Below are 23265 nucleotides of genomic sequence, written 5' to 3'. Positions count from 1 at the left end.
TAGCGCTGGGCTCAACCTGACGGGGGGCTGTACGGTGTGACTCATGTCCTTGATATGACACAAGATGAAACGGGCGTGGCAAAGCGTGTTTCGCTCTATGGCACATTCGACGTTCTCAACTATGGCGATCTGTTGTTTCCGCTCTTGTTGCGGGACCGGCTGGGCATAGCGGAAGAGGATTTTCGCGCCTTTTCGCCAAAGGGCGGCCCGCTGCCGTGGAACGACACCATCCTTGCGCTGCCCATCGATCAGGCACCACATAGTCCCGCCGATCTGCATGTGATCGGCGGCGGCAACATCATCCACGCCAATGCGACGCCGCTGGCCGATTATGCCGGTTCGCGGTTCGGCGGGCGGGGCAGCTATGCCGCGCTGTGGCTGGGGGCCGGGCTGATCGCGGCGCAGTCGGGCGCCCGGCTCGTCTGGAATGCGCCCGGCCTGCCGCGCCCCTTGCCGCCCGGCCCGGTGCAAGCGCTGAGCAATGCCGTGCTGGACGCGAGCCTGATGGTGACGGTGCGGGACGAGAAAAGCCGGGAATTCCTGAGCGCGCCGGAGCAACAGCCGGTGTCGGTCATGCCCGACACGGTGCTGGATCTGGCCGCCATGTGGCCCGCTGCGTCCCTGCGCGATGTGGCGGAGAGCGCTTTTGCCCGGCACGGCATGACGACGCCCGTTCGCTGGTTCGCGCTACACGTCAATGATCGCTATCTCGATGGCGACGAGGCCTTGCAGGTGCGCCAGATCGAGGAACTGGCCCGGACGCTGGATGCCTTGCCCGTGCTGATCGCCATCGGCCCCTGCCATGGCGACGATCAACTGGCCCGGCGCATTGGCCAGATGCTGAGCATATCTGCGCTGATCCTGGACCAGCCCGATAGCCTGAAGGAAATTGCGGGGCTGATCGCACATGCGGTCTGCTATGTCGGCTCGTCCATGCATGGACTCATCACCGCTTTGGCCTATGACAAGCCGGCTTTGGTCATCGCGCGGCCGCATATGGTGAAGTTTGACGGCTTCTTGACGCAACTGGGCATGTCGGACAGGCTGGTTACAAGCTGGGAAGCGGCGTTGGGCCGGATCGACCTGCTGAAACCGCTGGGGGACAGCGATCGCGCCGCAATCGCCACCGCCCGCCAGCGGATAGCCGAGCATTGGGCGACGTTGCGTGGTCTGATGGATCAGGATGTGCCGGAGCGGACAGTCAGGGCGATGGCGCAACTGCGGGCATGGATGGCGCAGCGCGTCCGCCCGCCACAAGATTGGGAGGCTTTCATGTCCGTTCTGCCCGCCGTGCCGGTTCAATCGGTGCCGCCGCAAATCAATGCTGCTTTCCACTGCAATATTTGCGGCGGCGATAGCCTGCGGCCCGAACGCAAGCTGGAAGACAGCCTGATCGGCCATGGCTATATCTGCGCAGGGTGCAATGCATCCGCCCGGCATCGCGCCATGCGGGGCGTGCTGAATGTGCTGCGGTCCGACCCCGCGCTATGCGCCAGCGGGCTGCAATATGGCCGGCATCGCGTTGCGGCCGGTGGCTGGTTCAAGGATTTCGATCTGCTGGAACCGGCCCATGACGGCGCGGCTCTGGTCCCGCCGCCGGCGGGCAAGCGCTATCAGATGCTGCTGTGCCTCGACATGCTGGAGCAGGTCGCCGATCCCGGCGCAGCCTTGGCCGGGCTGCGCGGGGCCATGGCGCAGGATGGCGTCTTGCTGCTGTCCTTCCGCACCGCGCCCGGCCGCGCGACGACGCTGGACTGGGGCTTCCCGCGCGGCGACGATCAGGGACGGCTGCGCACCTATGGCATGGACATGATCGATCGTCTGGCCGATCTGCTGCCCGGCGCCCATCTGAGCGTGGTGCAGCCGGTCGATCCTTATTCCGGCCTGGAAACCCTGCTATGTCTGGTCACGGATTCGGTGACGCGGCATGACTGGATCAGAAACAGCGCGATCGGGGACATGATCGCACCGGACAGGTAAGAGCGACCTGATGCCCGGCAGGGAAGGGCTGGCATTGACATGGCTGGTCAGCCTGTTAGCCGAACATCGGTTGCGATGTCGTAACGACTTTACAGTTCAAAGCGTTGCGGCAATGTCCTGATAGCCGTCGCGAACGCATGATGGGGGCGTGGACTTGCAGAAGATGGCGGACGATGGCCATTATGCGGCGGCCACGCTGGGCGATGAAATCATTGCGCTCGATGCACTGGTCAAGGCTGGGCAGGGCGATCGGGACGCGCTGGATAGCCGTATTGCCGTTGCCCGCGCCCGCTGGCCGCACGACCAGCGTCTTCGCCTGATAGAGGGCGGGTGGCTGGACGCGAGCGGCCGCCCCGACGCCGCACAGGCCAGCCTTCTCGCGACGCAGGCGGCGCATCCCGACAGCCCCTGGCCGGCGGTCCGACTGGTCGAAATGTTCCTCCGCAACCGGATGCCGGCGGAGGCGCAACAGCTTTTCCGCGACGCCGTGTGGCATGCCAGTGCGCCGGAAGGGACGCGCGCAGGCCTTCTGTCGCGCGTCATCGTCACCATCGCCGATACGCAGGCGCGGGGTGCTTATCTGGAAAGCCTGTTGGGTGACCGGGACGATGATCGCTTCGTCCTGCTCAAACTCGCCGCCATCGCCTTTCGCGCGCAGGATCGCGACGCCACCGAAAGCCTGTTCGCACGGGCGCGGGCATTGGGTCCGCTGACCGACGAAAGTCGCCTGATCGAACTGGAACTGCATCTGGCGGCGGCTCGGTTCGAGGAAGCTTACAGCCTCGCCAACCTGTTGCTGGACCGCAATCCGGACCGGGTGGAATTCGCCCGCCGGGCCATTCAGGCGGCGATCTTCGCGGGCCGGGTCGATGCCACCGTTTCGCTACTCGAAATGGCGCTGACCCGCTGGCCGCAGGATTGGCTGCTGCTGTTCCGCTATAATCGCTGCCCGCTGCCTCAGGCCGTCGACCGGCAACTCTTCGCCCTGTTGCAGGACCGGGCGACCGAAATGGCGGAAAGTCCCCGCTGGCTGTTCCAATATGCCATCGGCGCATTGCGGCACGGTGCGATCGATCAGGCGATCGGGATCATCGACACGCTGCTCGATGCGGCGGCGGTCGGTCATATGGCAGGCCCGCTGGCCCGCGCCTTGGCCGCACATCCCCGCGCCACATGGGACAATGATCGACAGGTCGCCATCGGCAGCGAACAGGATGTGCAGATCATCCCGACGCCCGGCGCGACGGCGACCATCCTGCTGTTCGCCAGCGTGGTCGGCGGGTTGGGCTATCTGCCCTTCGGCCTTGCCGATGGCTTGCTGCGACAGCGCCCGGTCAACATCCTCTATGTCCGCGATGGCAGCCATCGCAGCTTCACCGGCGGCATCGCGTCCCTCGGCCCGGATATTCCCACGACGATCACCGCACTACGCCGGATCACCGACGATCTTGGCGTGCCGGTCATCACCATGGGCTCCTCCATCGCCGGCGTGGCGGCGATCCGCTATGCCGCGCTGATGCGGGGCCATGCGGCCATCTCCTTCGCCGGACCGGTCAATCTGGGCCTGAACGCGACGGAAGATGAACCGCCATCAGCCAGCGCCGCCAACGGCACGCGCCAGTCGCTCTTCTCCGCCTTCACCGGCGACGACCAGGACACCGCCTCCCTCGTCCGCGCGACGCCCCGGACCCATGTCCATCAGATTTTTGGCGCCGGCCATGCCCCCGATGTGGAGGCGGCGCGCTGTCTGGAAGGGCTGGACAATGTCCATTTCCATCCCATCGCCGACTGCGCCGATCATTTCGCGATCGAACATGCGATAGCGGACGGGTTTTTCTTCACGGTATTGGATCAGGCGCTGGCCTCGATCGGCGGTCCGGCATGATGCGGGGCGGCGCGGTGCTGATGTCGGGCATGTTCGACATGAACAATTATGGCGACCTTCTGTTTCCGCTGGTCGCGCAGGATCGGCTGGCGTCGGCCGGCTACAGCCTTATCCCGGTGGCGCCGACCGGAGGGCGGGCCGATTTCCCCGATGCCCTGCCGACGATCGACATTGCCGCGATGATGTCGGGCGATGTCGCGGCGGCGGGCATGCTGATCGGCGGCGGCTATATGGTCCATGCCAATTCGCTGGGCTTTCTCGACCATTATGGCGATCCCGCGCTGGGCAACTGGGCGGGCGTCGGCCTGTGGCTGGGCGCGACGCTGGCCGGAGCGCTGCGCGACATTCCGATCGCCTGGAATGCGCCGGGCGTGCCGCATCCCTTTTCCAGCCGCCAGCAGAAGCTGGTCGGCGCTGCGCTGCGGGCGGCCTCCTATGTGTCGGTGCGCGATGAGGGCAGCCGTCGGCTGCTTGGCACAGATGCCGCCGACGCCACCGTATCGCTGGTCCCCGATCCGATCGCCGATCTGCCGCGCCTGTGGTCGAAGGCCGATCTGGCGGCGGACTATCGCGCCCTGCTGGCGCGCAAGGGGATCGCCGCCGACGCCCGTCTGCTGGCCATCCATATCCGCAACCGCTCGGTCGCCGGGGTCGATCCGGCTCGCTGGAGCGCAGCGCTGCGCGACTTCGCCGATGCGCAGGGGCTGGTGCCGATGCTGGTTGCGGTGGGCGAAAGCCATGACGATCCGGCGGTCGCGCGCCGTTTCGCCCAGACGATCGGCGCACCCTGCCTGATGCTGGACGATCCGCGCAGCCTTCGGGAAATCACCGCCGCGCTGGCCCATAGCGCCCTCTATGTCGGCGCGTCGCTCCACGGCTATATCGCGGCATCCACCTATGGCGTGCCGGGCGTGCTGATCGGACGGCCCAATTATCATAAATTTTCCGGCTTCCTGTCGCATAATGGCCGGCCGCAGGATCTGGCGACCGACTGGGACGATGCCCTGCGGATCGCCGCGACGCGCACGCCCGGCCGCGAAGAGACATTCGTCCCCGATATCGTCCGCGATGCGCTGGACCGCCACTGGGCGCGCGTCATCGCTGCGCTGGATGCGCCGGATCGCCAGCGGGAAGAACGGCGCGACTTCGCGATGGCCCTGATGCGCGACGCGATCGGCGGGGAGGGGCCGGGCTGGGCCATGACCCCGCTGCTCAACCGCCGGATGCGGGCACAGCCCGCCATTGCCGGCGGCCTGTTCGATCTTCCTCCCATGACGAAAGAAAAGCCATGAACCAACGCCTGCCCTGTGATCGCGACACGCTGCGCAACTGGATGGTCGCCTATATTGGCGGCATATTGTCCCTGCCGGGCGGCGTGCCGACCGACCAGAATTTCGACGCCTATGGCTTCGACAGCGTCGAGGCGGTGGTGATGGCCGGCGTGATGGAGGAGGAATTCGGCGTTCAGGTCGATCCCGCCCAATTGTTCGAATATCCCAGCATCGACGCTTTCGCTGCCGCTTTTGCCAGCGACGGTACCATGGCATCGGCGACCGGAACGGGATCGGCGGATTGAGCCTGCCGGCCGTCTCGATCGTGCTGGTCAGCCATGAGATGCGGCGGGAATTGCCCCGCACGCTATTGTCGCTGTGCCCGCCCTATCAGACGGATATCGCGCGCGCGGACTTTGAGATCATAGTGATCGACAATGGCTCCGCCCAGCCGCCTTGCGCCGATGAATTTCGCCATCTCGACGCGAACATCCGGGTTCTCCAGCAACCCGACCCCGGCGTCTCCCCCGTGGCCGCCATCAACCATGGCCTGTCGCTCGCCCGCGCGCCGCTGATCGGCGTGTGGATCGATGGCGCGCGGCTGGCCTCGCCCGGGCTGCTGGCCGCCTGCCGCGCGGCGGCCCGGCTGCATCCCCGCCCGGTGATCGCCACGCTCAACTATCAACTGGGGCCTAGCCTTCAGTTCGACAGCGCCCGCCATGGCTATGATCAGGCGGCCGAAGACCGGCTGCTGGACGATATCGGCTGGCCGGGCGAGGGCTATCGCCTGTTCGACATCGCCACCAGCGAACTCCGCGCCGGTCCCGCCGGGCCGATGCTGGAAAGCAACGCCCTGTTCCTGCCCCGCGCGCTGTGGGACGACCTGGGCGGCTATGACCCGGTCTTTGCCGAGCCGGGTGGCGGCGTGGTCAATCCCGACACCTATCTGCGCGCCTGCGCGCTGCCCGGCGTGCAGCAGATCCGCGTGCTGTGGGAGGGCACGTTCCACCAGATTCATGGCGGCCTGTCGACCAGCACGCCCGAAAGCGCGCGGGCGGTGCTCCATGCGGGCAGCCGCCTCTATCTGCAACGACGCGGCCAAAGGCTGACGACGATGCGCGACCCCGGCTGGCTCTATGATGCGCGCAGCGGCACGGTCACGGGTGATCAGCGGGAGGCGCTGGCATGAGTGCATATCGGATCGATGAAGCCGCCATAGCGCGCTATCAGCGCGATGGCTTTATCGCGCCCCTGCGCGTAATGGACGAAGCGGCGATGGCCGATCAACTGACGCAACTCGACGCGCTGGGCGCCATGCGCGCCGGCCGGATCGCGCCCAGCCATAATGTGAAGGCGCATCTGCTGGCGCCCTTCCTCTGGGACATGGTCCACCATCCCGCCATTCTCGATCCGGTCGAACAATTGCTCGGCCCCGACCTGCTGTGCTGGGCGGCGGGCTTTTTCGACAAGCGGCCGAGGACGCCGCAGCATGTCACCTGGCATCAGGACGCGACCTATTGGGGGCTGTCCCGTCCTGAAGCGCTGACCGCCTGGATCGCCTTCACCCCGTCGGTGGCCGCCAATGGCTGCATGCGGGTCAGCCCCGGCAGCCATCATGCATTGCTGCGCCATGTCGACACGCGCGACAATGACGTGATGCTGCCCGGTCGCGAGCGGATCGTCGAGACGGTGGACGAGGAGGCGGCCGTGGACATTCTCCTGCAACCGGGCGAAATGTCGCTGCACGATGTGCGGCTGGTCCATGGTTCGCGCGCCAATGCTTCCGATCAGCGCCGCTGCGGCTTTGCGATTCGCTATATTCCGGCCGATATGTCCTCCATCGGCCTGACGCGCGCCACGGCGACTTTGGTGCGCGGTCGCGATCATGGCCATTTCGATCTCGAACAAGCGCCCGAGGCAGCATTCCACCCCGCCGCGCTCGCCCGCTACACCGGCATAGTGCGCAACTGGATGCGCAACACCCTGCCCAAAATGGGAGATCCGTCCTGACCCTCCCGTCCGCCCTTACGCTGCCGGAAATCATCGCCGATCACGGCGTCAACCGGGCCGATCATGTCGCCATCCGCTTCCTCCAGCGAGGCGAGGCCGTCACGGCGGAGGCGCGCTATGCCGATCTGGCGCAGGCCGTATCGACCATGGCGGCGGGGCTGTACCGGGCAGGCCTTTCGGGCACGCCGGTCGTGCTGGCACTGCCGCCCGGCCTCGACTTCAGCATCGCGTTGCTGGCCTGCCTGCGTGCGGGTGCGATCGCAGTGCCCATTCCCTACCCGCCACAGGGACAGGAGGCGAAACAGCGATTGACGGCGATGCTGGGCGATCTGGGGATCGCCACTGCCCTTGGCACGGGCGATCCGGCGCTGGATAGTGTCGGTCTGCGCCGTGTCGATCCGGCCGAACTGGACTGTGCGCCGCTGCCAATGCCCTTTCCGGCGCCGGATGCGCCTGCGGTCATCCAATATAGTTCCGGTTCCACCCGCACGCCGCGCGGCATCGTCATCAGCCATGCCAATATCGTCGCCAACCAGCACATGATCCGGGAAATGTTCGACAGCGGACCCGATACGATCGCGCTCAACTGGTTGCCGCCGCATCATGATATGGGGCTGTTCGGTGCGCTGTTGCACCCGTTGTTCCTGGGTGGCACCGCCATTCTCATGCCGCCGATGGCCTTCATCCAGCGGCCGTTGCGCTGGCTGGAGGCGATCAGCCATCATCGTGCCACTATCGCGGGCGCCCCCAATTTCGGCTATGATCTGTGCGTGCGCCGCGTCTCGCCCGATCAGGCCGCGACGCTCGATCTGTCCAGCCTCACCGTCACTTTCTGCGGGGCAGAACCGGTCCGTGCTGCCAGCCTCATGAACTTTGCCGCCCATTTTGCTTCCTCGCGCTTCGATCCGGACAGCTATTCGCCCTGCTATGGCCTCGCCGAAGCGACCCTGCTGGCGGCTTCCACGCCATGCGGAGCCGGCGTGCGTACGGTAGTGCGAGACGACGGCCATAGGCATATCGCCTGCGGCATCGCGCCATCGGCCAGCCGGATGCGCATATGCGGTCCGCAGGATGGCCAGGTCTTGCCGCCCGGCGAGACGGGAGAAATCTGTCTGGCCGGTCCCCATGTCGCAATCGGCGTGTGGCATGGGGCGTCGGGAACGGTGGCGCCCATGCCCGAACTCTATGACGAGGACGGCACGTCCTGGCTGCGCACCGGCGACCTTGGCGTGCTGGGGCCGCACGGACTGGTGATCCACGACCGGATCAAGGATCTCATCATCGTCCACGGCCGCAACATCTATGCCGCCGATGCGGAAGCGATCGCGATGGACGTCGCCGGCGCGTCGCTACAGGCGGTGGCGGCCGTCGCCCTGAACGTCGCGGCGGACGAGCGGCTGTTGCTGCTGTGCGAAGTGCCCCGCACCCATGCCCGGACGCTGGATCTGGATGCACTGGCGGAGAAGATCGCCCGGCCGGTTGCCGAAGGTTGCGGCGCGCTCCCCGAAGTCGCCTTCGTGGCGGCTGGCGCGCTGCCCCGCACCACCAGCGGCAAGATACGCCGTCAGGCCGCGCGGCAGGCCTATCACGCCCAGACGCTCAGGACGCTGGCCGGAAAGGACGCGCAATGGGCAAATGCCTGACCGACAGCCAGATTGCGCGCTTCCGGGACGATGGCGTGCTGTTTCCCGTGCGGGTCTACAGCGAAACGGCGATGGCGGAAAAGCTGGCCATGCTCGAAGCGATCGAGGCGAGCCGGGCCGGGCGCCTGCCGCCCTCGCTCAATGCCAAGCCGCATCTGCTGCTGCCCTGGCTCTGGGATATCGTCCATGACCCCGCGATCGTCGATGCGGTCGAGGATCTGCTCGGACCCGACCTGCTCTGCTGGGGCACCAGCTTCATCGCCAAGAATGGGCCGAGCGACCGGCATGTCACCTGGCATCAGGACCAGACCCACTGGAACCTCACGGCGCCGCGCGCGGTGACGGCCTGGCTGGCCATCACCTCCAGCGGGCCGGACAATGGCGGCGTGCGGATGATAACCGGCAGCCATCGCCAGATATTGGCCCATCGCGACAGCCGCGATCCCAAGAATATGCTTGGTCGCCGCGAAGAGGTGATCGACCGGGTCGATGAAGCCATGGCGGTCGACGTGGCCTTGCGTCCGGGCGAAATGTCGCTGCACGATCCGCTGATCGTCCATGGATCGCCGCCCAATCTTTCCACCGGGCGGCGCATCGGCTTTGCCATCCGCTATATCCCCGCCGATGTCGCACAAACAGGCGGCGCGCATAATTTCGCGACCCTCGTGCGGGGGCGCGATCATGGCCATTTCGCGCTGGAGCAGGCGCCCGCCGCCGCTTTCCATCCCGACGCGCTGCGCCACCACGCCGAATCAATCCGGCGCGGCATGGCGATCATCTTCGACAAGGGCGGCCAGACCTCATCTGACGCCGGCACCTGAGCATGATGACGCCGACCACCGATCCCGACGCACCGGTCCTTCCCGCCGCCGCGCCGCTGTATAGCGTGCGGAACGGCATATGGACGATCAGCCGCCATGCCGATGTCAGCGCCGTGCTGCGCTCCCCGTCTTTCCGCATGGCATCGCCCCATGATCGGGTGGCGCGGATCGCCGATCGCGCCCGGCGGGATTATCGCGATCTTCTCATCCTCCTGGATGGCACCATGTTGTTTCGCGACGGCGCCTTTCATCAGGGCCACCGGAATGTGGTGCGCGGCCTCGTCCAGCGGACCATGGCGCAATGGACGGAGCCGGCGTTGCGGGAACTGGCCCGGTCGATCATCGACGCCCTGCCGCCATCAGCCGACCCGATCGACGTCGTGCCCGCGCTGGCCGATCCGCTGCCGTTGCGGATACTGGCCGCGCTGCTCGACATCGATCCGGAGGATTGCCACCGGTGGCGTGCGCAGGCGATGGCGATAACCCGATCCTGGCTGCCGACCATGGCGCTGCGCGATCTGGACGATTGTCAGGCGACCGCCGCATCCTTGCGCGTCGCGCTCCCGGATACCCAATCGCTGGGTCTGATGGCCTTTCTGCTGATCGCTGGCGCTGATAGCGTGGCAGGCACGATCAGCGCGGCGCTCGACTGGCTCGCCCGCCATCCGGACTGGCAGGACGCGCTGCGGCGCGATCCGGCCCTGATCCCCGGCTTCATCCGCGAAACCATGCGCCTTGCCGGGCCAATACGACGGCTCACCTTGCGGGTCGCGCTGACCTCGGTCGAGATCGGCGGCACGATGATCGCGGCCGGAGACATCGTCATGCTGCGCACCGACAGCGCCCATCGCGATCCCGTCGCCTTCCCCGATCCCGACCGGATGGACCCGGCGCGGAAAGACGCGCCACTGCTCGCCTTTGGCGGCGGCGCCCATATGTGCCTGGGGCCGCTGCTGGGCACGATGGAGGCGGTCGTCATGGTCGAGGCCGTCCTCGCCCGGTTTCAGCTGTCTCCAGCGCCCGAGCGCGGCCAGCTTTTCGATCATGAAGACTGGCGCATCTTCGAACGCCTGCCGCTGAGGCTCCTGTCGCTATAGGCGCGGGCCATCGATAAGCGTCCGTCGACCCTCGCGGACTGCTTGCGGGCCTGCTATGCCCAACCCATGAAGCTCCGCCATATATTGCCGCCGGTGCTGTTCGGCCTGCTCTTCCTCACGATCATCAGCGTGGGCGATGCGCTGTTCTGGAGCGTCCCTCATGCGCTCGAAAAGCTGCCGCCGCGCCTGCTGACGATCGTCGTGCTGACCGCCCTGTGGCTGGTGCATGTCTACAAGCGGACGGTGCGCTGATCTGTTTGTTTGCGGTAATCGGGGAATGCTCATGCGCTTGCAATGCGCTGCTTGCTGTTACCTCCGTGATGCGCGGGGCAACTATCCGATTGTGAGCATGGCAATGCGACAGTGGCCCTTTCACTCGCTGTCGATCGCGGCACCATAATGCGGCCAAACAAAAAGGCGGCCGATCGAGATCAGGCCGCCCCCTTCGTAACCATCTCGCCGCTCTCACGGATCTTCGGTGAACAGGCACACCAGCGACTGGATGCCGGTCTGGAACAGGAACGGCACATCGTTGCAGATATGCGATCCATAGCTATTGCGTTTGATCAAGGCGGATGCCGGCGAAGCCGTTGCCAGCACAGCTATCACGGCCGCGGCGCTCAGATATTTCTTCCTAGCCACTCCTCTGCTTGCATCAGGCAAGCGCCTGACAAATAAGCCCACCGGACTGGATCCATGCCCCTTGGCTGGGGGAGGGACAGGCGATGTCAAACCGATCGGCCGGCTATGTTGCCAGATTGCCGCCAATTCTGTCCTATTTACGACCGGCCGTTTAGGAAGGGCGGAAAATTCGACCCACATGTCCTTGGCAGAATTGGAAATTTAATATCCAATTCCTGACAGATTATGTCGGAATTCGCGGGAAATATGCGAAGTTAAGCGGAGGAATTCCAACAGGCGCTGATCATGATCGCCGTTCAGGGCAGCGGCGCCTCGACCCGATCGCCATGGCTTTTGGGGGTGGAGGTGACGAGGATATCGACCGGCGCCTGACTGCGGTTCTGCGCCTGATGCGGCACGCCGGGCGCGATCTCTATGCCCTGTCCGGCGCGCAGCTGGTGGGTGACGCCATCGGCCTCCATCGTCAGTTCGCCCGCCAGCACATGGAAATATTGCCGCGCCTTCTCATGATAGTGCCGCACCTCGGCGGCGCCCGGCTGGATGCGCTCCTGAATCACCGACAGATCGTCGCGCTTCACCAGATGCCAGCCGTCATTCACCCCGCCCCAGACATAATGTTCCGCCCCTTCGCGCTGGACGACGACGGGGGCAGGGGCGGGCTGGCCGGCAGCGGCGAGGATCAGGAGCAGGGCGTTCATGCCCCATGGAGACGATCCGGCGCGTCCACCCCGCCATGCCGCTGGCGTCCGGGGCGGCGCGTCCCTATAGCTGGTCCATGGCATCGACCCAGAAGCATAACAAACCCGCTAAAGTCCGCCCCGCCGGCTTCCCCACCCGCGATCAGGTGATGGCATTCATCTCTGAATCCGATACCCCCGCCGGCAAGCGGGAAATCGCCAAGGCGTTCGGCCTGAAAGGGCAGGAAAAGATCGCGCTCAAGGCGCTGCTGAAGGATATGGCGGACGAAGGGCTGATCGATCTTGGCCCGGCCCGCGCCTTCCACAAGATGGGCGGCGTGCCCAAGGTGACGGTGCTGCGTATCGTCGATGTCGATGATACGACCCTGATTGCCACCCCCGAACGGTGGGAAGCCGAAGGTCAGCCCGCTCCCCGCCTGCGCGTGGTGGAACGCGGCAAGCGTGGCGCGCTGACGATCGGCGACCGCATCCTCGCCCGCACGGAAGAGGCCGGGCGCGGCTGGATCGCCCATCCGATGAAGAAACTCGCCAAGGCCAGCGAGGAATTGCTGGGCGTGGTCGAGCAGATGGCGGACGGCAAGCTGTGGCTGCGCCCGGTGGACAAGCGCATCCGCAAGGATACGCCGATCAGCGACGTCGGCACGGCAAAGCCCGGCGATCTGGTGCTGGCCGAACCCCATGGTCGCCCGCCGCGCATTTCCGCCCGCGTCACCGACATTCTCGGCGATCCCTTCGCCCCGCGCAGCTTCAGCCTGATCGCGATCCACAAACATGGCATCCCCCATGTCTTCCCCGATCGCGTCGAGGACGAAGCAGTCGCCGCCTCCGCTCTGCCGCTGCATGAGGACAAGCGGGAGGATTTGCGCCACCTCCCGATCGTCGCGATCGACCCCGTCGACGCGCGCGACCATGACGACGCGGTCTGGGCCACGCCGGACGAGGATGAGGGCAATGTCGGCGGTTACAAGGCGATCGTCGCCATCGCCGACGTCAGCTATTATGTCCGCCCCGGCAGCGCGCTGGACAAGGAAGCCCGCAAGCGCGGCAACAGCGTCTATTTCCCCGATCAGGTCGTGCCGATGCTGCCGCACGAACTCTCCTCCGACATGTGCTCGCTGCGCGCCGGGCAGGACCGGGCGGCCATGGCCTGCCACCTCACCATCAACGCCAATGGCAAGGTCACGGCCTGGCGCTTCACCCGCGCCGTGATCCGCGTCGCGGCGGTGCTGGCCTATGAGGATGCGCAGGCGGCGATGGACGGCACGCCCGCAGATGCTGTGCCGAGCGCCTCGCGCGAGCGGGCGGACGCATTGCTCGAAGCCGCCCTGAAACCCCTTTGGGCCTGCTGGGCGTTGCTGCGCAAGGCGCGGGAGGCGCGCGATCCGCTGGCGCTCGACCTGCCTGAACGCCGCGTGGTGCTGGACGAATATGGCAAGATCGTCAGCGTCGCGGTGCGCGAACGGCTCGACGCGCATATGCTGATCGAGGATTATATGATCGCCGCCAATGTCGCGGCGGCCAAGGCGCTGGAGGCGAAGAAAGCGCCCGTCATGTACCGCGTCCACGAAACGCCCGGCCGCGACAAGCTGGTCGCGCTCAAGGAATATCTGGCCACCTTCGACATCGACTTCGCGCTGGGGCAGGTGATCCGCCCCGCGACCTTCAACGCCCTGATCCGCAAGGTCGGGGAGTCGGAAGAGAAGGAGCAGATCATGACCCAGATCCTGCGCAGCCAGACCCAGGCCTATTATGCGCCGCAGAATATGGGCCATTTTGGCCTCGCGCTGGGCAGCTACGCCCATTTCACCTCGCCCATCCGCCGCTATGCCGACCTGCTGGTGCATCGTGCGCTGGTCGGCGCCTATGGCCTGGAACTGCCTGCGCCCAAGGACAAAGCGATCCCGGATCGCTCGTCGCTCAGCCAGGATGATTATGAGAATATGGGGTTGGTCGGCGAGATGATCTCCGGCCATGAACGCCGTGCGATGGAGGCGGAGCGGGAGACGATCGACCGCTATGTCGCCGCCTTCCTGTCCGCCCATGTCGGCGAAGTGGTGAAGGCGCGCATTACCGGCGTCCAGAATTTCGGCTTCTTCGCCACGGTCGACGGGCTGGGCGGCGATGGCCTCGTCCCGGTATCGACCATGGGCGCGGAACATTTCTTCTATGACGAAGCGGGCAAGGCCTTGCAGGGCGTGGACAGCGGCGATCGCTACACCGTCGGCCAGCGCCTTGAACTGCGTCTGGCGGAGGCGGACCCGATCAATGGCTCGCTACGCTTCGAACTGCCCGACAATCCCGCCCCGCGCGGCGGCCCGATGAAGCGCGACCGCACCCGTCCGGGCGTCGTCCATCGCGGACGGCCCAAAAATATCCGCCATATCGGGGCGAAGCGGGGCAAGCATAAGCGCTGAACTCGTCATTGCGAGCGGAGCGAAGCAATCCATGTTGTGCCGATGGATTGCTTCGCTACGCTCGCAATGACGGAAATCAACTCAACCGGTCGATCGCGTCGCTATCCAGCCCGCCCGGAATGATCATCACCGGGCATTGCAGCTTGCCTGCGTCGGCGCCGGCGAAATGCGTCACCAGCTTGCCCGGATTGCCGCTGGCCGCCGCGCCCAGCACCAGCGCGGCGACATCGTCCATCTCTTCCAGCGTCTTGCGCACCACCGTCACCGCCTCGCCCTGACGCACGGTGATGCTGGGGCGGATGCCGGATTCATCGGTCAGCGTGCCCGCCGCGCTCGTCACCAGCGCTTCGGCGCGTTGCAGCGCCTCATCCTCCATCGTCGCCTGCACGCCGCCCCACTGGACGAATTCGGCGGGCGGGATCAGCGCCAATATGCGCACAGCGCCCCCGGTCTTGGCGGCGCGCCGGGCGGCGAAGCGGAGCGCCGTCTCGGCCTCCGGCGATTCGTCCACGACAACCAGATATGTCCGCACTTCTTATCGCCTTTATCATGAACTTATGGCTCGACGGCTCGGCAAAGCGGCCTAACGAACCAGAAGGGTGAAATGTGAGCTATAAAAGCGCCTTCCGCAAGCGGTCGCTTGACCGATCCGGAGAATGAGTGGCAGGGATGGGGCAAATGGCGACAGCCTGATAAGCGAGAAGAGGCCCATATTCATGAGCAAGACGATCCAGATGCCCGCTTTGTCCCCCACCATGGAGGAAGGCACGCTGGCCAAGTGGCTGGTCAAGGAGGGCGACACGGTGTCGTCGGGCGACCTGCTGGCGGAAATCGAAACCGACAAGGCGACGATGGAATTCGAAGCGGTCGATGAAGGCGTGATCGCCAAGATCCTGGTCTCTGAAGGCTCCGAAGGCGTGAAGGTCGGCACCGTGATTGCGATCATCGCCGAGGAAGGCGAAGATGTCGCCGCGGCCGCCGCTGGTGCCACTGGCGGTGATGCCGCCGCGCCCGCACCCAAGGCCGATCCGGTCCCCGCCAAGGCGGAAGCCGCTGTCCCCGCAGCGAAGGCCGACGCCGTTCCCGCCAAGCCGGCCGCTACGTCGAGCGATCGCATCAAGGCCAGCCCGCTGGCCCGTCGTCTGGCAGAGGTGAAGGGCATCGATCTGGCGAGCATCACTGGCACCGGCACCAACGGCCGCATCGTGAAGGCGGATATTGACGGCGCCCAGCCGGGCGCTGCTGCCCCTGTCGCCGCACCCGCTGCTGCCCCCGCCACTGCCGCCCCGGCACCGGCCGCCGCGCCCGCACCGGTTGCCGCCGCCGCGCAGGACTTCGGCATTCCGCACGAGGTCGTCAAGCTCAGCGGCATGCGCAAGACGATCGCGCGCCGCCTGACCGAATCCAAGCAGCAGGTGCCGCACATCTACCTGACCGTCGACATTCAGCTCGACAAGCTGCTCAAGCTGCGCGGCGAACTCAATGCCGGCCTGGAAAGCCGCAAGGTCAAGCTGTCGGTCAACGACCTGCTGATCAAGGCGCTGGGCGTCGCGCTGGAGCAGGTGCCCGAGTGCAACGTGCAGTTCGCCGGCGACCAGATGCTGCAATTCAAGCGGGCCGACATCAGTGTCGCCGTGTCGATCCCCGGTGGCCTGATCACCCCGATCGTCACGGACGCCGCGGGCAAGGGCGTTGCCTCCATCTCGACCGCGATGAAGGATCTGGCCAGCCGCGCCAAGGACGGCAAGCTGAAGCCGGAAGAATATCAGGGCGGCACCGCCTCGCTCTCCAACATGGGCATGTTCGGCATCAAGCAGTTCGAAGCCGTCATCAACCCGCCCCAGGCCATGATCATGGCGATCGGCGCGGGTGAGAAGCGCCCCTATATCGTCGATGACTCGGTCCAGATCGCGACCGTCATGTCGGCCACCGGCAGCTTCGATCACCGCGCCATCGACGGCGCGGATGGCGCCCGCCTGATGCAGGCGTTCAAGCAGTTGATCGAAAACCCGATCGGCCTGCTCGCCTGATGGCTTATGTCGACGAAACCCCGCCGGATATCAGTCCGGCGGTGCGGGTCATCGCCATGCCGACCGATACCAATCCCTATGGGGATATTTTCGGCGGCTGGCTGATGAGCGTCATGGACTCGGCGGCGGGCTCCGTCGCCGCCCGGCACAGCCATGGCCGCGCCGTGACCATCGCGGTGGAAGGGATGACCTTCCTCCGCCCGGTCGTGGTCGGCGATGAAGTGTCGGTCTTCGCGACGCTCAAGTCCGTGGGCCGTACGTCGATGAAAATCTATGTCGAGGCATGGCGCCGCGCGCGGCATGACGACCGTTCCTATCGCGTCACCCACGCGACCTTCAGCTTCGTGGCGATCGGTGAAGATCGCCAGCCCCGTTCCGTTCCGCCCATGCCGGTCGAATCCGGCGCGGCGAAGTAAGACTAGAGAGACTGACCATGGCTGATACTTATGATGTCATCGTTCTGGGCTCCGGCCCCGGCGGCTATGTGGCCGCCATCCGCAGCGCCCAATTGGGCCTGAAGACCGCGATCGTGGAACGCGAAAATCTGGGCGGTATTTGCCTCAACTGGGGCTGCATCCCGACCAAGGCGCTGCTGCGTTCGGCGGAAATCTTCCACTATATGCAGCATGCCGGCGACTATGGTCTGGCCGCTGAAAAGATCAGCGCCGACATCGCCGCCGTCGTGAAGCGCTCGCGTGGTGTCGCCAAGCAGCTCAATCAGGGCGTCACGCACCTGATGAAGAAGAACAAGATCACCGTCCATATGGGCGACGGCAAGCTGGTGGCCAAGGGCAAGCTGACCGTCACCAAAGACGGCAAGACCGAAGAGCTGACCGCGAAGAACATCATCGTCGCCACCGGCGCCCGCGCCCGCGACCTGCCCTTTGCGAAGGCGGACGGCAAGCGCGTGTGGACCTATCGCCACGCCATGACCCCGGCGGAAATGCCCAGCAAGCTGCTGGTCATCGGCTCCGGCGCGATCGGCATCGAATTTGCCAGCTTCTATAATGACATGGGCGCTGACGTGACCGTGGTCGAAATGATGGACCGCGTCGTCCCCGTCGAGGACAAGGACGTCTCCGCTTTCCTCGAAAAGGCGCTCAAGAAGCAGGGCATGACCATCCTGACCGGCGCGGGCGTCGACAAGCTGGAAGTCGGCGCGACCGGCGTGAAGGCTGCGATCAAGGACAAGGACGGCAAGGTCGTCAACGGCGAGTACAGCCATGTCATCGTCGCGATCGGCATCGTCCCCAACACCGAGAATATCGGTCTGGAAGCATTGGGCATCAAGACGGAGCGGGGCCATATCGTCACCGATCCGACCTGCAAGACCAATGTCGATGGCATCTGGGCGATCGGCGACGTCACCGCGCCGCCATGGCTGGCGCACAAGGCAAGCCATGAGGGTGTGATCGTGGCCGAAGCGATTGCCGGCAAGCATCCCCACGCCATGGACGTCCGCAACATTCCGGGCTGCACCTATTGCCATCCGCAGATCGCCAGCGTCGGCCTGACCGAAGCCAAGGCGAAGGAAGCCGGTTATGAGGTGAAGGTCGGCATGTTCCCCTTCATCGGCAATGGCAAGGCGATCGCGCTGGGCGAAGCGGAAGGCTTCACCAAGACGGTGTTCGACGCCAAGACCGGTGAATTGCTGGGCGCACACATGATCGGCGCGGAAGTCACGGAAATGATCCAGGGCTATACCATCGGCAAGACGCTGGAGACGACCGAGGCGGAACTGATGCACACCGTCTTCCCGCATCCCACCATTTCGGAATCGATGCATGAAAGCGTGCTCGCGGCTTATGGGCGTGCGCTCCATATCTGATCGGCGCTCCGGAGCGATTTCAAGGCAGATGGACCATCTAACGGCTCGGAAATCGCGGCAAAAGAAGATCGCAAAAGGCGCGGGGGCTCTGGCTCTCGCGCTTTTTTGCGTTCTGGCCATAGCCCTGATGCAGCGATCAGGCTGGCTCGACGGATTGAATGTCGGGCTGATGGAACTGGCGGGACGGACGCGGGACGGTGCTGTCGGGCAGAACATCACCCCGCTGATGCGTCTTGCCTCTGCGTTGGGTGGAACAGCGGGCAGGTTGCTTCTGCTCGCCTTGTCTCTGGGCTATCTGCTCTGGGCCGGGCGACGCCGCTGCGCGCTATGGCTCATGGCGATGATGGCGGGCGGCACGGCGCTGAACCTCATCCTCAAGCAGATATTTGCCGCGCCGCGCCCCGACCTGCTGCCGCATCTGGACATCGTTCACACTTATAGCTTCCCCAGCGGGCATGCTGCTGGGAATATGATGTTCTTTGGCGCGCTGGCGATGCTGGCTGCGCGACGTTTCGGCTACTGGGCTGCTGCTGCCATTATCGCGCTGATCGGTATCAGTCGCGTCTGGCTGGGCGTGCATTGGCCGAGCGACGTCACGGCCGGCTGGATCGAGGGGCTGGGCTGGCTCGCCTTCTGCGCGATCTGGCTACCAGCGCGGGGAGGGGAGCAGTAGCGCGCGGCCGATGCTGCCATGCGGCGGCATGCCGTCGCTGGTGATGAAGCCATGCACCCAGAAGCTGTCATACGCCGTCGCGGCGGCGATCAGCAGCAGCGGGATCGCCGCGATCACGAACAGCCGCCCAGCACCGCGCCAGCCCTGATCGGGTGACAGCGCCATCAGCACCAGCGGCAGGACAGGCAGGAAATAGCGGCCCTGCGTCCCCTGCACATAGTCCGCACCCAGCGGCGTGCCGGTCAGGTACATGGCGGTTTCAATGAGCAGCGCGACACCCGCCGCCACCGCCAGCCACCAGAGTCGCTGGCCCATCCCGAACCGCGCGCCCGATCCGCTCGCCACGCCAGCGCCCAGCATGAGCAGGGCCAGCGGATAGGCGAGCAGGGGCAGCAGGATCGCGTTCCAGCCGAACCGCCCGACGATCTGCAAGGCATAGACCGGCGCACGCTCGATCACGCTGCTGGCCAATATGCGGGCATAGCCGATCGGATCGGCAAGGATGATCGCCAGTTGGTCGCGCAGCGGCGCCGTCATCATCGTCTCGCCGGTCCTGCGCGACTGGATATGATAGAGCGCCTGACTGCCGCCCGAATAGTGCATCCAGCTGACAAAGGCGATCGCCCCCAGCGCCATCGCGCCCAGGATCAGCCCCGGCCGCAAATCGCGCCGATGCTGCTGCCAGCCTAGCCCCGCCGCCATCAGCGGGAGATAGACGCCCTTGCACAGGGCCAGCAGCGGCCCGGTGATCAGCAACCCCGCCGATCGAACCGGCGTGGCGTTCATGAAACCGGTGCGCAGCGCCAGCGCCAGCCCCAGAAAGCCGAAACCATTGATCACCGCGTCGGGAGAGAGCGATCCGGTCTGATAGGCAAAGGTTGGCAGCAATGCAGTCGCCAGCATGGCATTGCGGCCAAAGGGCAGCAGGCATAGCGCGCCGATCAGCAGGGCGATCCCGGCCAGCGCATTGACCAGTCGCCCGACATAGAGGGTCTCGATCCAGGGCAGGTCCAGCCCGCGCCCCAGCATCAGCCCCATGGCACCGGGCGCATAGAGGCTGGGCGCATAGCTGGCGACATTGGGGAAGTCGGCAAAAGCGGTGCCGGGACGCTGCCCGTCGGCGGCGGCACTCTGCACCAGTTGTTCGGACTCGAAGCGGCGCAGGTCGGGCGGCACGTCCGTCGGGAAATCGACGGCATGAATATCGAGCGCCGCGCGGGGCAGATCAGCGCCGATCGCATCGCCCCGCTCTTCCGTCAACAGCTTGCCCTGCGCCAGCGACAGCGCCTTCATATAATGCTGGTTTTCGTCGGGCGCCTGAAAAGGCGGCGTCACGATCGCGAAGAAAAACGTGGCGATGCAGATGGCGGCCAGCAGCAGCTTTTCGGTCGCACGCCATGGCGCGGCGAACAGCATGTCCGCGCCGCCATGACCCTGTATCGATTGTCGTTCGTTCCGCATCGTCCGCCGTAAAGATGACCCTGAAACGGGCAGGCCTTATGAATCCGTTCGCCCTGAGCCTGTCGAAGGGCTTTCCTTTTTGAAAAGAAGAGCAGAGCTTCGACAGGCTCAGCCGAACGGAATAATTAGCGGGACTGCCTTAACATTTCGCGTCTGTATCAAAAAATGGCTGAAGGGGAGGATTATTCCTCCACCTCCTCCCGTTCGACCGGCGGGTGCAGGCGCAGGCGGGTCACGCGGCGGCCGTCGCTGGCGACGATCTCCAGCTTCCACCCGCTCTCGTCATGCTCCAATATCTCGCCCGGTTCGGGCACGCGCCCGGCCAGCACGAAGGCGAGGCCGCCCAGCGTGTCGACATCCTCCTCGACCTCGGCCAGTTTCGGGTCGATCTCTTCGGCGACATCGTCCAGTTCGGCGCGGGCGTCAGCCTCCCACAGGCCGCCGTCCAGCGGCACCAGCATCGCCTCGGGCGCGTCGTCATGCTCGTCCTCGACCTCGCCGACAATCTCCTCGACCAGATCCTCGAAGGTCAGCAGGCCTTCCGTGCCGGAATATTCGTCCAGCACGATGGCGAGGTGCGTGCGCTTGGCGCGCATTTCGGCCAGCAGGTCCAGCGCGCCCATGCTTTCGGGCACATAGAGCGGCTGGCGGATCAGCGGTTCCAGCGTGTCCGGCACCGGCGATTTGCCGGCCAGGATGGCGAAGGCGTCGCGGATATGGATCATGCCGACAATGGTATCGAGCGTGTCGCGATAGACCGGGATGCGGCTATGCCCCGCCTCTGCGAACAGCGCGGCGAGGTCGGCGAAGCTCGCTTTCTCTTCGATCGCGATAATGTCGGACCGGGGGACCGCCACGTCATCGACCGTATGTTCGGAAAAATGAAGGAGGTTGCGCACCATCTGCCGCTCGATCGCGGACAGGTCGCCCTTTACCGGCGGATTTTCATCCTGCTCGTCCTCGTCATATTCGTCGAGCGCTTCTTCCAGTTCCTTGCGGAGACTGGTTTCTTCACCCTCGCCGAACAGGAGCGACTTGATGCCGCTCCATAAGCCGCCCTCGTTGCTACTGTCCGCTTCTTTCGAAGAGGTGCCGTCCTTCGGACTGCCGTCGGCCATATTTCTACTTAGTCCCCTATATTGCGATCCCCATAGGGATCGGAAAGGCCCATGCTCAGCAGCGCTGCAATCTCCAGCGCTTCCATCGCTTCGGCCTCATTGTCGTCCATATGGTCATATCCAAGCAAATGAAAAGTCCCATGGACAATCAGATGCGTGGCATGATCGGCGATCGATATGCCTTTTTCTGCGGCTTCGGCGGCGCACACGCCCTCCGCCAGTACGATATCGCCCAGGAGCACTTCGCCATCATCGGTATTGGCGGTCACTTCCAGCAGGTCTTCCTGCACCATCGGGAAGGACAGCACGTTGGTCGGCTTGTCCTTGTCCCGATAGGCGCGATTGAGGCTGTGGACTTCCTCGTCATCGGTCAGTTTCACCGCGACTTCATACAGGGTCTGGTCTGTGGCGAAGGCGGCATAGGGGCTGTGCGCGATGGCTGTGGCCACCGCGCGCTTGGCCAGAAATTCCCAGTCCGTTCCCGGCCAGCCTTCTTCATGGAGGACAGCGACTTCAATCATGGAAACAATTCCTCCCGCCCGTTCGGGCTGAGCGAAGTCGAAGCCCTTGCCAGAGCGGAGCGAAGGCGCCTCGCTCCGCTTGGCCGGGCACTTCGACTTCGCTCAGTGCGAACGATGTACTTCTGATTACGCATCCGGCCCCTCATAAGCCTGCACGATCCGCCCGACCACCGGATGGCGCACGACATCGGCAACGCCGAAGGGCACCATGGCGATGCCTTCCACCCCGTCCAGACGCGCCACAGCATCGGCCAGGCCGGATGTGCCGGGTTGCGGCAAGTCGACCTGCTTGGGGTCGCCGCAAATCACCATGCGGCTGCCTTCGCCGAAGCGGGTGAGGAACATCTTCATCTGGGCGATGGTGGTGTTCTGCGCTTCGTCCAGCACGATGAAGGCATTGGCCAGCGTCCGTCCGCGCATGAAGGCCAGCGGCGCGATCTCGATTTCGCCGCTGGCGATCCGCCGTTCGACCTGCTCGGCCGGCAGCGTGTCGTGCAGCGCGTCATAGATCGGGCGGAGATAGGGATCGACCTTCTCCTTCATGTCGCCGGGCAGGAAGCCCAGCTTCTCGCCCGCTTCCACCGCCGGACGCGACAGGATCAGCCGGTCGACGCTGCCGGTGATCAACTGGCTGACCGCTTGCGCGACCGCCAGATAGGTCTTGCCGGTGCCTGCCGGGCCGAGGGCGAAGATGATGTCGTTCCGGTTGAGCGCCTCCATATAAGTGACCTGCGTCGCGGAGCGCGGCACGATCGTCTTCTTGCGCGTGCGGATCATCACCTTGGGCGGTTCGGCGACATCGCTGCGGATGATGCCGTCCAGCGTCGGTTCGGAAGACATGGCGATCACCGCCTCGACCGCGCCGGAATCGATTTCCTGCCCGGCCACGATACGGTTGTAGAGGCCGGTCATCACGTCGCGCGCGCGGGCGGCGGCTTCGGCCTCACCCTCGATCTGCAACTTGTTGCCCCGCGCGGCGATATAGACGCCCAGACGATTTTCGATTGCGACCAGATTGCGGTCATATTGGCCGAACAAGGTGGTCAGCAGATGCGGCCGATCGAACGTGACTTCCAGCCGGGCGCGTTCGGCCACATCGACGCGGCTATTCTGATTGGGTTTCTTCGACATTCAGCAGCCTCCCTCGCTCGTCATTCCCCTCATTGGACCGGT

21 protein-coding genes are annotated in these 23265 nt (G+C 65.2%); 15 read left to right on the top strand and 6 right to left on the bottom strand.

The genetic code is table 11. The annotated features are described in order from the left end of the window. The first annotated feature begins 75 nt into the window (after nt 1–75). The 10 genes from BMX92_RS20835 to BMX92_RS20790 all read left to right on the top strand — a co-directional run bounded on the left by BMX92_RS20835 (nt 76) and on the right by BMX92_RS20790 (nt 10959). On the top strand, nt 76–1980 hold the full coding sequence (locus tag BMX92_RS20835; protein WP_177185174.1) for a polysaccharide pyruvyl transferase family protein: 1905 nt from the start codon (nt 76–78) through the stop codon (nt 1978–1980). 148 nt (nt 1981–2128) lie between these two features. Further along, nucleotides 2129–3865 carry a tetratricopeptide repeat protein gene (locus BMX92_RS20830; RefSeq protein ID WP_143066835.1) on the top strand — a complete coding sequence of 579 codons (1737 nt, stop codon included), beginning with the start codon at nt 2129–2131 and terminating at the stop codon, nt 3863–3865. After that, nucleotides 3862–5157: a polysaccharide pyruvyl transferase family protein gene (locus tag BMX92_RS20825; RefSeq protein WP_093020121.1), complete on the top strand. Its 1296-nt coding sequence runs from the start codon at nt 3862–3864 to the stop codon at nt 5155–5157. The genes BMX92_RS20830 and BMX92_RS20825 overlap by 4 nt, the downstream gene beginning before the upstream one ends. Further along, nucleotides 5154–5441 carry an acyl carrier protein gene (locus BMX92_RS20820; RefSeq protein WP_093020119.1) on the top strand — a complete coding sequence of 96 codons (288 nt, stop codon included), beginning with the start codon at nt 5154–5156 and terminating at the stop codon, nt 5439–5441. The genes BMX92_RS20825 and BMX92_RS20820 overlap by 4 nt, the downstream gene beginning before the upstream one ends. Next, nucleotides 5438–6325: a glycosyltransferase family A protein gene (locus BMX92_RS20815; protein WP_093020116.1), complete on the top strand. Its 888-nt coding sequence runs from the start codon at nt 5438–5440 to the stop codon at nt 6323–6325. Before BMX92_RS20820 ends, BMX92_RS20815 begins: the two co-directional genes overlap by 4 nt. After that, nucleotides 6322–7146 (top strand): phytanoyl-CoA dioxygenase family protein, encoded by an 825-nt coding sequence (locus tag BMX92_RS20810; protein ID WP_093020114.1) that lies wholly within the window; start codon nt 6322–6324, stop codon nt 7144–7146. The genes BMX92_RS20815 and BMX92_RS20810 overlap by 4 nt, the downstream gene beginning before the upstream one ends. Then, on the top strand, nt 7059–8789 hold the full coding sequence (locus BMX92_RS20805) for a fatty acyl-AMP ligase (protein WP_371262492.1): 1731 nt from the start codon (nt 7059–7061) through the stop codon (nt 8787–8789). Before BMX92_RS20810 ends, BMX92_RS20805 begins: the two co-directional genes overlap by 88 nt. Next, nucleotides 8774–9610 (top strand): phytanoyl-CoA dioxygenase family protein, encoded by an 837-nt coding sequence (locus tag BMX92_RS20800; RefSeq protein WP_093020110.1) that lies wholly within the window; start codon nt 8774–8776, stop codon nt 9608–9610. Before BMX92_RS20805 ends, BMX92_RS20800 begins: the two co-directional genes overlap by 16 nt. A gap of 2 nt (nt 9611–9612) precedes the next feature. After that, complete coding sequence (locus tag BMX92_RS20795) at nt 9613–10707, top strand: cytochrome P450 (protein WP_093020108.1); 1095 nt, start codon at nt 9613–9615, stop codon at nt 10705–10707. A gap of 66 nt (nt 10708–10773) precedes the next feature. Continuing rightward, on the top strand, nt 10774–10959 hold the full coding sequence (locus tag BMX92_RS20790; protein WP_093020106.1) for a hypothetical protein: 186 nt from the start codon (nt 10774–10776) through the stop codon (nt 10957–10959). 686 nt (nt 10960–11645) lie between these two features. Here the strand turns inward: BMX92_RS20790 and BMX92_RS20785 are convergent. After that, entirely contained in the window at nt 11646–12047 is a 402-nt protein-coding gene (locus BMX92_RS20785; RefSeq protein ID WP_093020104.1) for a cupin domain-containing protein, read from the bottom strand. Nucleotides 12048–12124: 77 nt separating this feature from the next. On the opposite strand from BMX92_RS20785, the gene rnr reads away from it, so the two are divergent. Beyond that, entirely contained in the window at nt 12125–14461 is a 2337-nt protein-coding gene (rnr, locus tag BMX92_RS20780; RefSeq protein WP_093020179.1) for a ribonuclease R, read from the top strand. Nucleotides 14462–14537: 76 nt separating this feature from the next. Here rnr and BMX92_RS20775 read toward each other — a convergent pair whose 3' ends face one another. Further along, on the bottom strand, nt 14538–14993 hold the full coding sequence (locus BMX92_RS20775) for a universal stress protein (protein WP_093020102.1): 456 nt from the start codon (nt 14991–14993) through the stop codon (nt 14538–14540). A 184-nt stretch (nt 14994–15177) separates the two neighbouring features. On the opposite strand from BMX92_RS20775, the gene BMX92_RS20770 reads away from it, so the two are divergent. The 4 genes from BMX92_RS20770 to BMX92_RS20755 are packed head-to-tail and all read left to right on the top strand — an operon-like array spanning nt 15178 to nt 18992. After that, nucleotides 15178–16491 carry a pyruvate dehydrogenase complex dihydrolipoamide acetyltransferase gene (locus BMX92_RS20770; protein WP_093020100.1) on the top strand — a complete coding sequence of 438 codons (1314 nt, stop codon included), beginning with the start codon at nt 15178–15180 and terminating at the stop codon, nt 16489–16491. Further along, nucleotides 16491–16907 (top strand): acyl-CoA thioesterase, encoded by a 417-nt coding sequence (locus tag BMX92_RS20765; RefSeq protein WP_093020098.1) that lies wholly within the window; start codon nt 16491–16493, stop codon nt 16905–16907. The genes BMX92_RS20770 and BMX92_RS20765 overlap by 1 nt, the downstream gene beginning before the upstream one ends. A 17-nt stretch (nt 16908–16924) precedes the next feature. Then, complete coding sequence (gene lpdA, locus BMX92_RS20760) at nt 16925–18319, top strand: dihydrolipoyl dehydrogenase (protein ID WP_093020096.1); 1395 nt, start codon at nt 16925–16927, stop codon at nt 18317–18319. Then, a complete protein-coding gene (locus BMX92_RS20755) occupies nt 18297–18992 on the top strand; it encodes a phosphatase PAP2 family protein (RefSeq protein ID WP_093020094.1) in 696 nt (231 codons plus the stop codon). The genes lpdA and BMX92_RS20755 overlap by 23 nt, the downstream gene beginning before the upstream one ends. Here the strand turns inward: BMX92_RS20755 and BMX92_RS20750 are convergent. The 4 genes from BMX92_RS20750 to BMX92_RS20735 form a co-directional block, all read right to left on the bottom strand. Next, on the bottom strand, nt 18966–20453 hold the full coding sequence (locus tag BMX92_RS20750) for a DUF2142 domain-containing protein (protein ID WP_093020092.1): 1488 nt from the start codon (nt 20451–20453) through the stop codon (nt 18966–18968). The genes BMX92_RS20755 and BMX92_RS20750 overlap by 27 nt on opposite strands. Before the next feature lie 182 nt (nt 20454–20635). After that, a complete protein-coding gene (locus tag BMX92_RS20745; RefSeq protein WP_093020090.1) occupies nt 20636–21571 on the bottom strand; it encodes a hemolysin family protein in 936 nt (311 codons plus the stop codon). Nucleotides 21572–21579: 8 nt separating this feature from the next. Next, a complete protein-coding gene (gene ybeY, locus BMX92_RS20740) occupies nt 21580–22092 on the bottom strand; it encodes an rRNA maturation RNase YbeY (RefSeq protein ID WP_093020088.1) in 513 nt (170 codons plus the stop codon). 126 nt (nt 22093–22218) lie between these two features. Then, a complete protein-coding gene (locus BMX92_RS20735; RefSeq protein ID WP_093020086.1) occupies nt 22219–23223 on the bottom strand; it encodes a PhoH family protein in 1005 nt (334 codons plus the stop codon). Nucleotides 23224–23265 lie beyond the last annotated feature (42 nt).

It is taken from the genome of Sphingobium sp. YR768, assembly GCF_900111125.1.
Taxonomy (GTDB): domain Bacteria; phylum Pseudomonadota; class Alphaproteobacteria; order Sphingomonadales; family Sphingomonadaceae; genus Sphingobium.
This window is presented reverse-complemented; position numbering and strand designations above follow the sequence as displayed.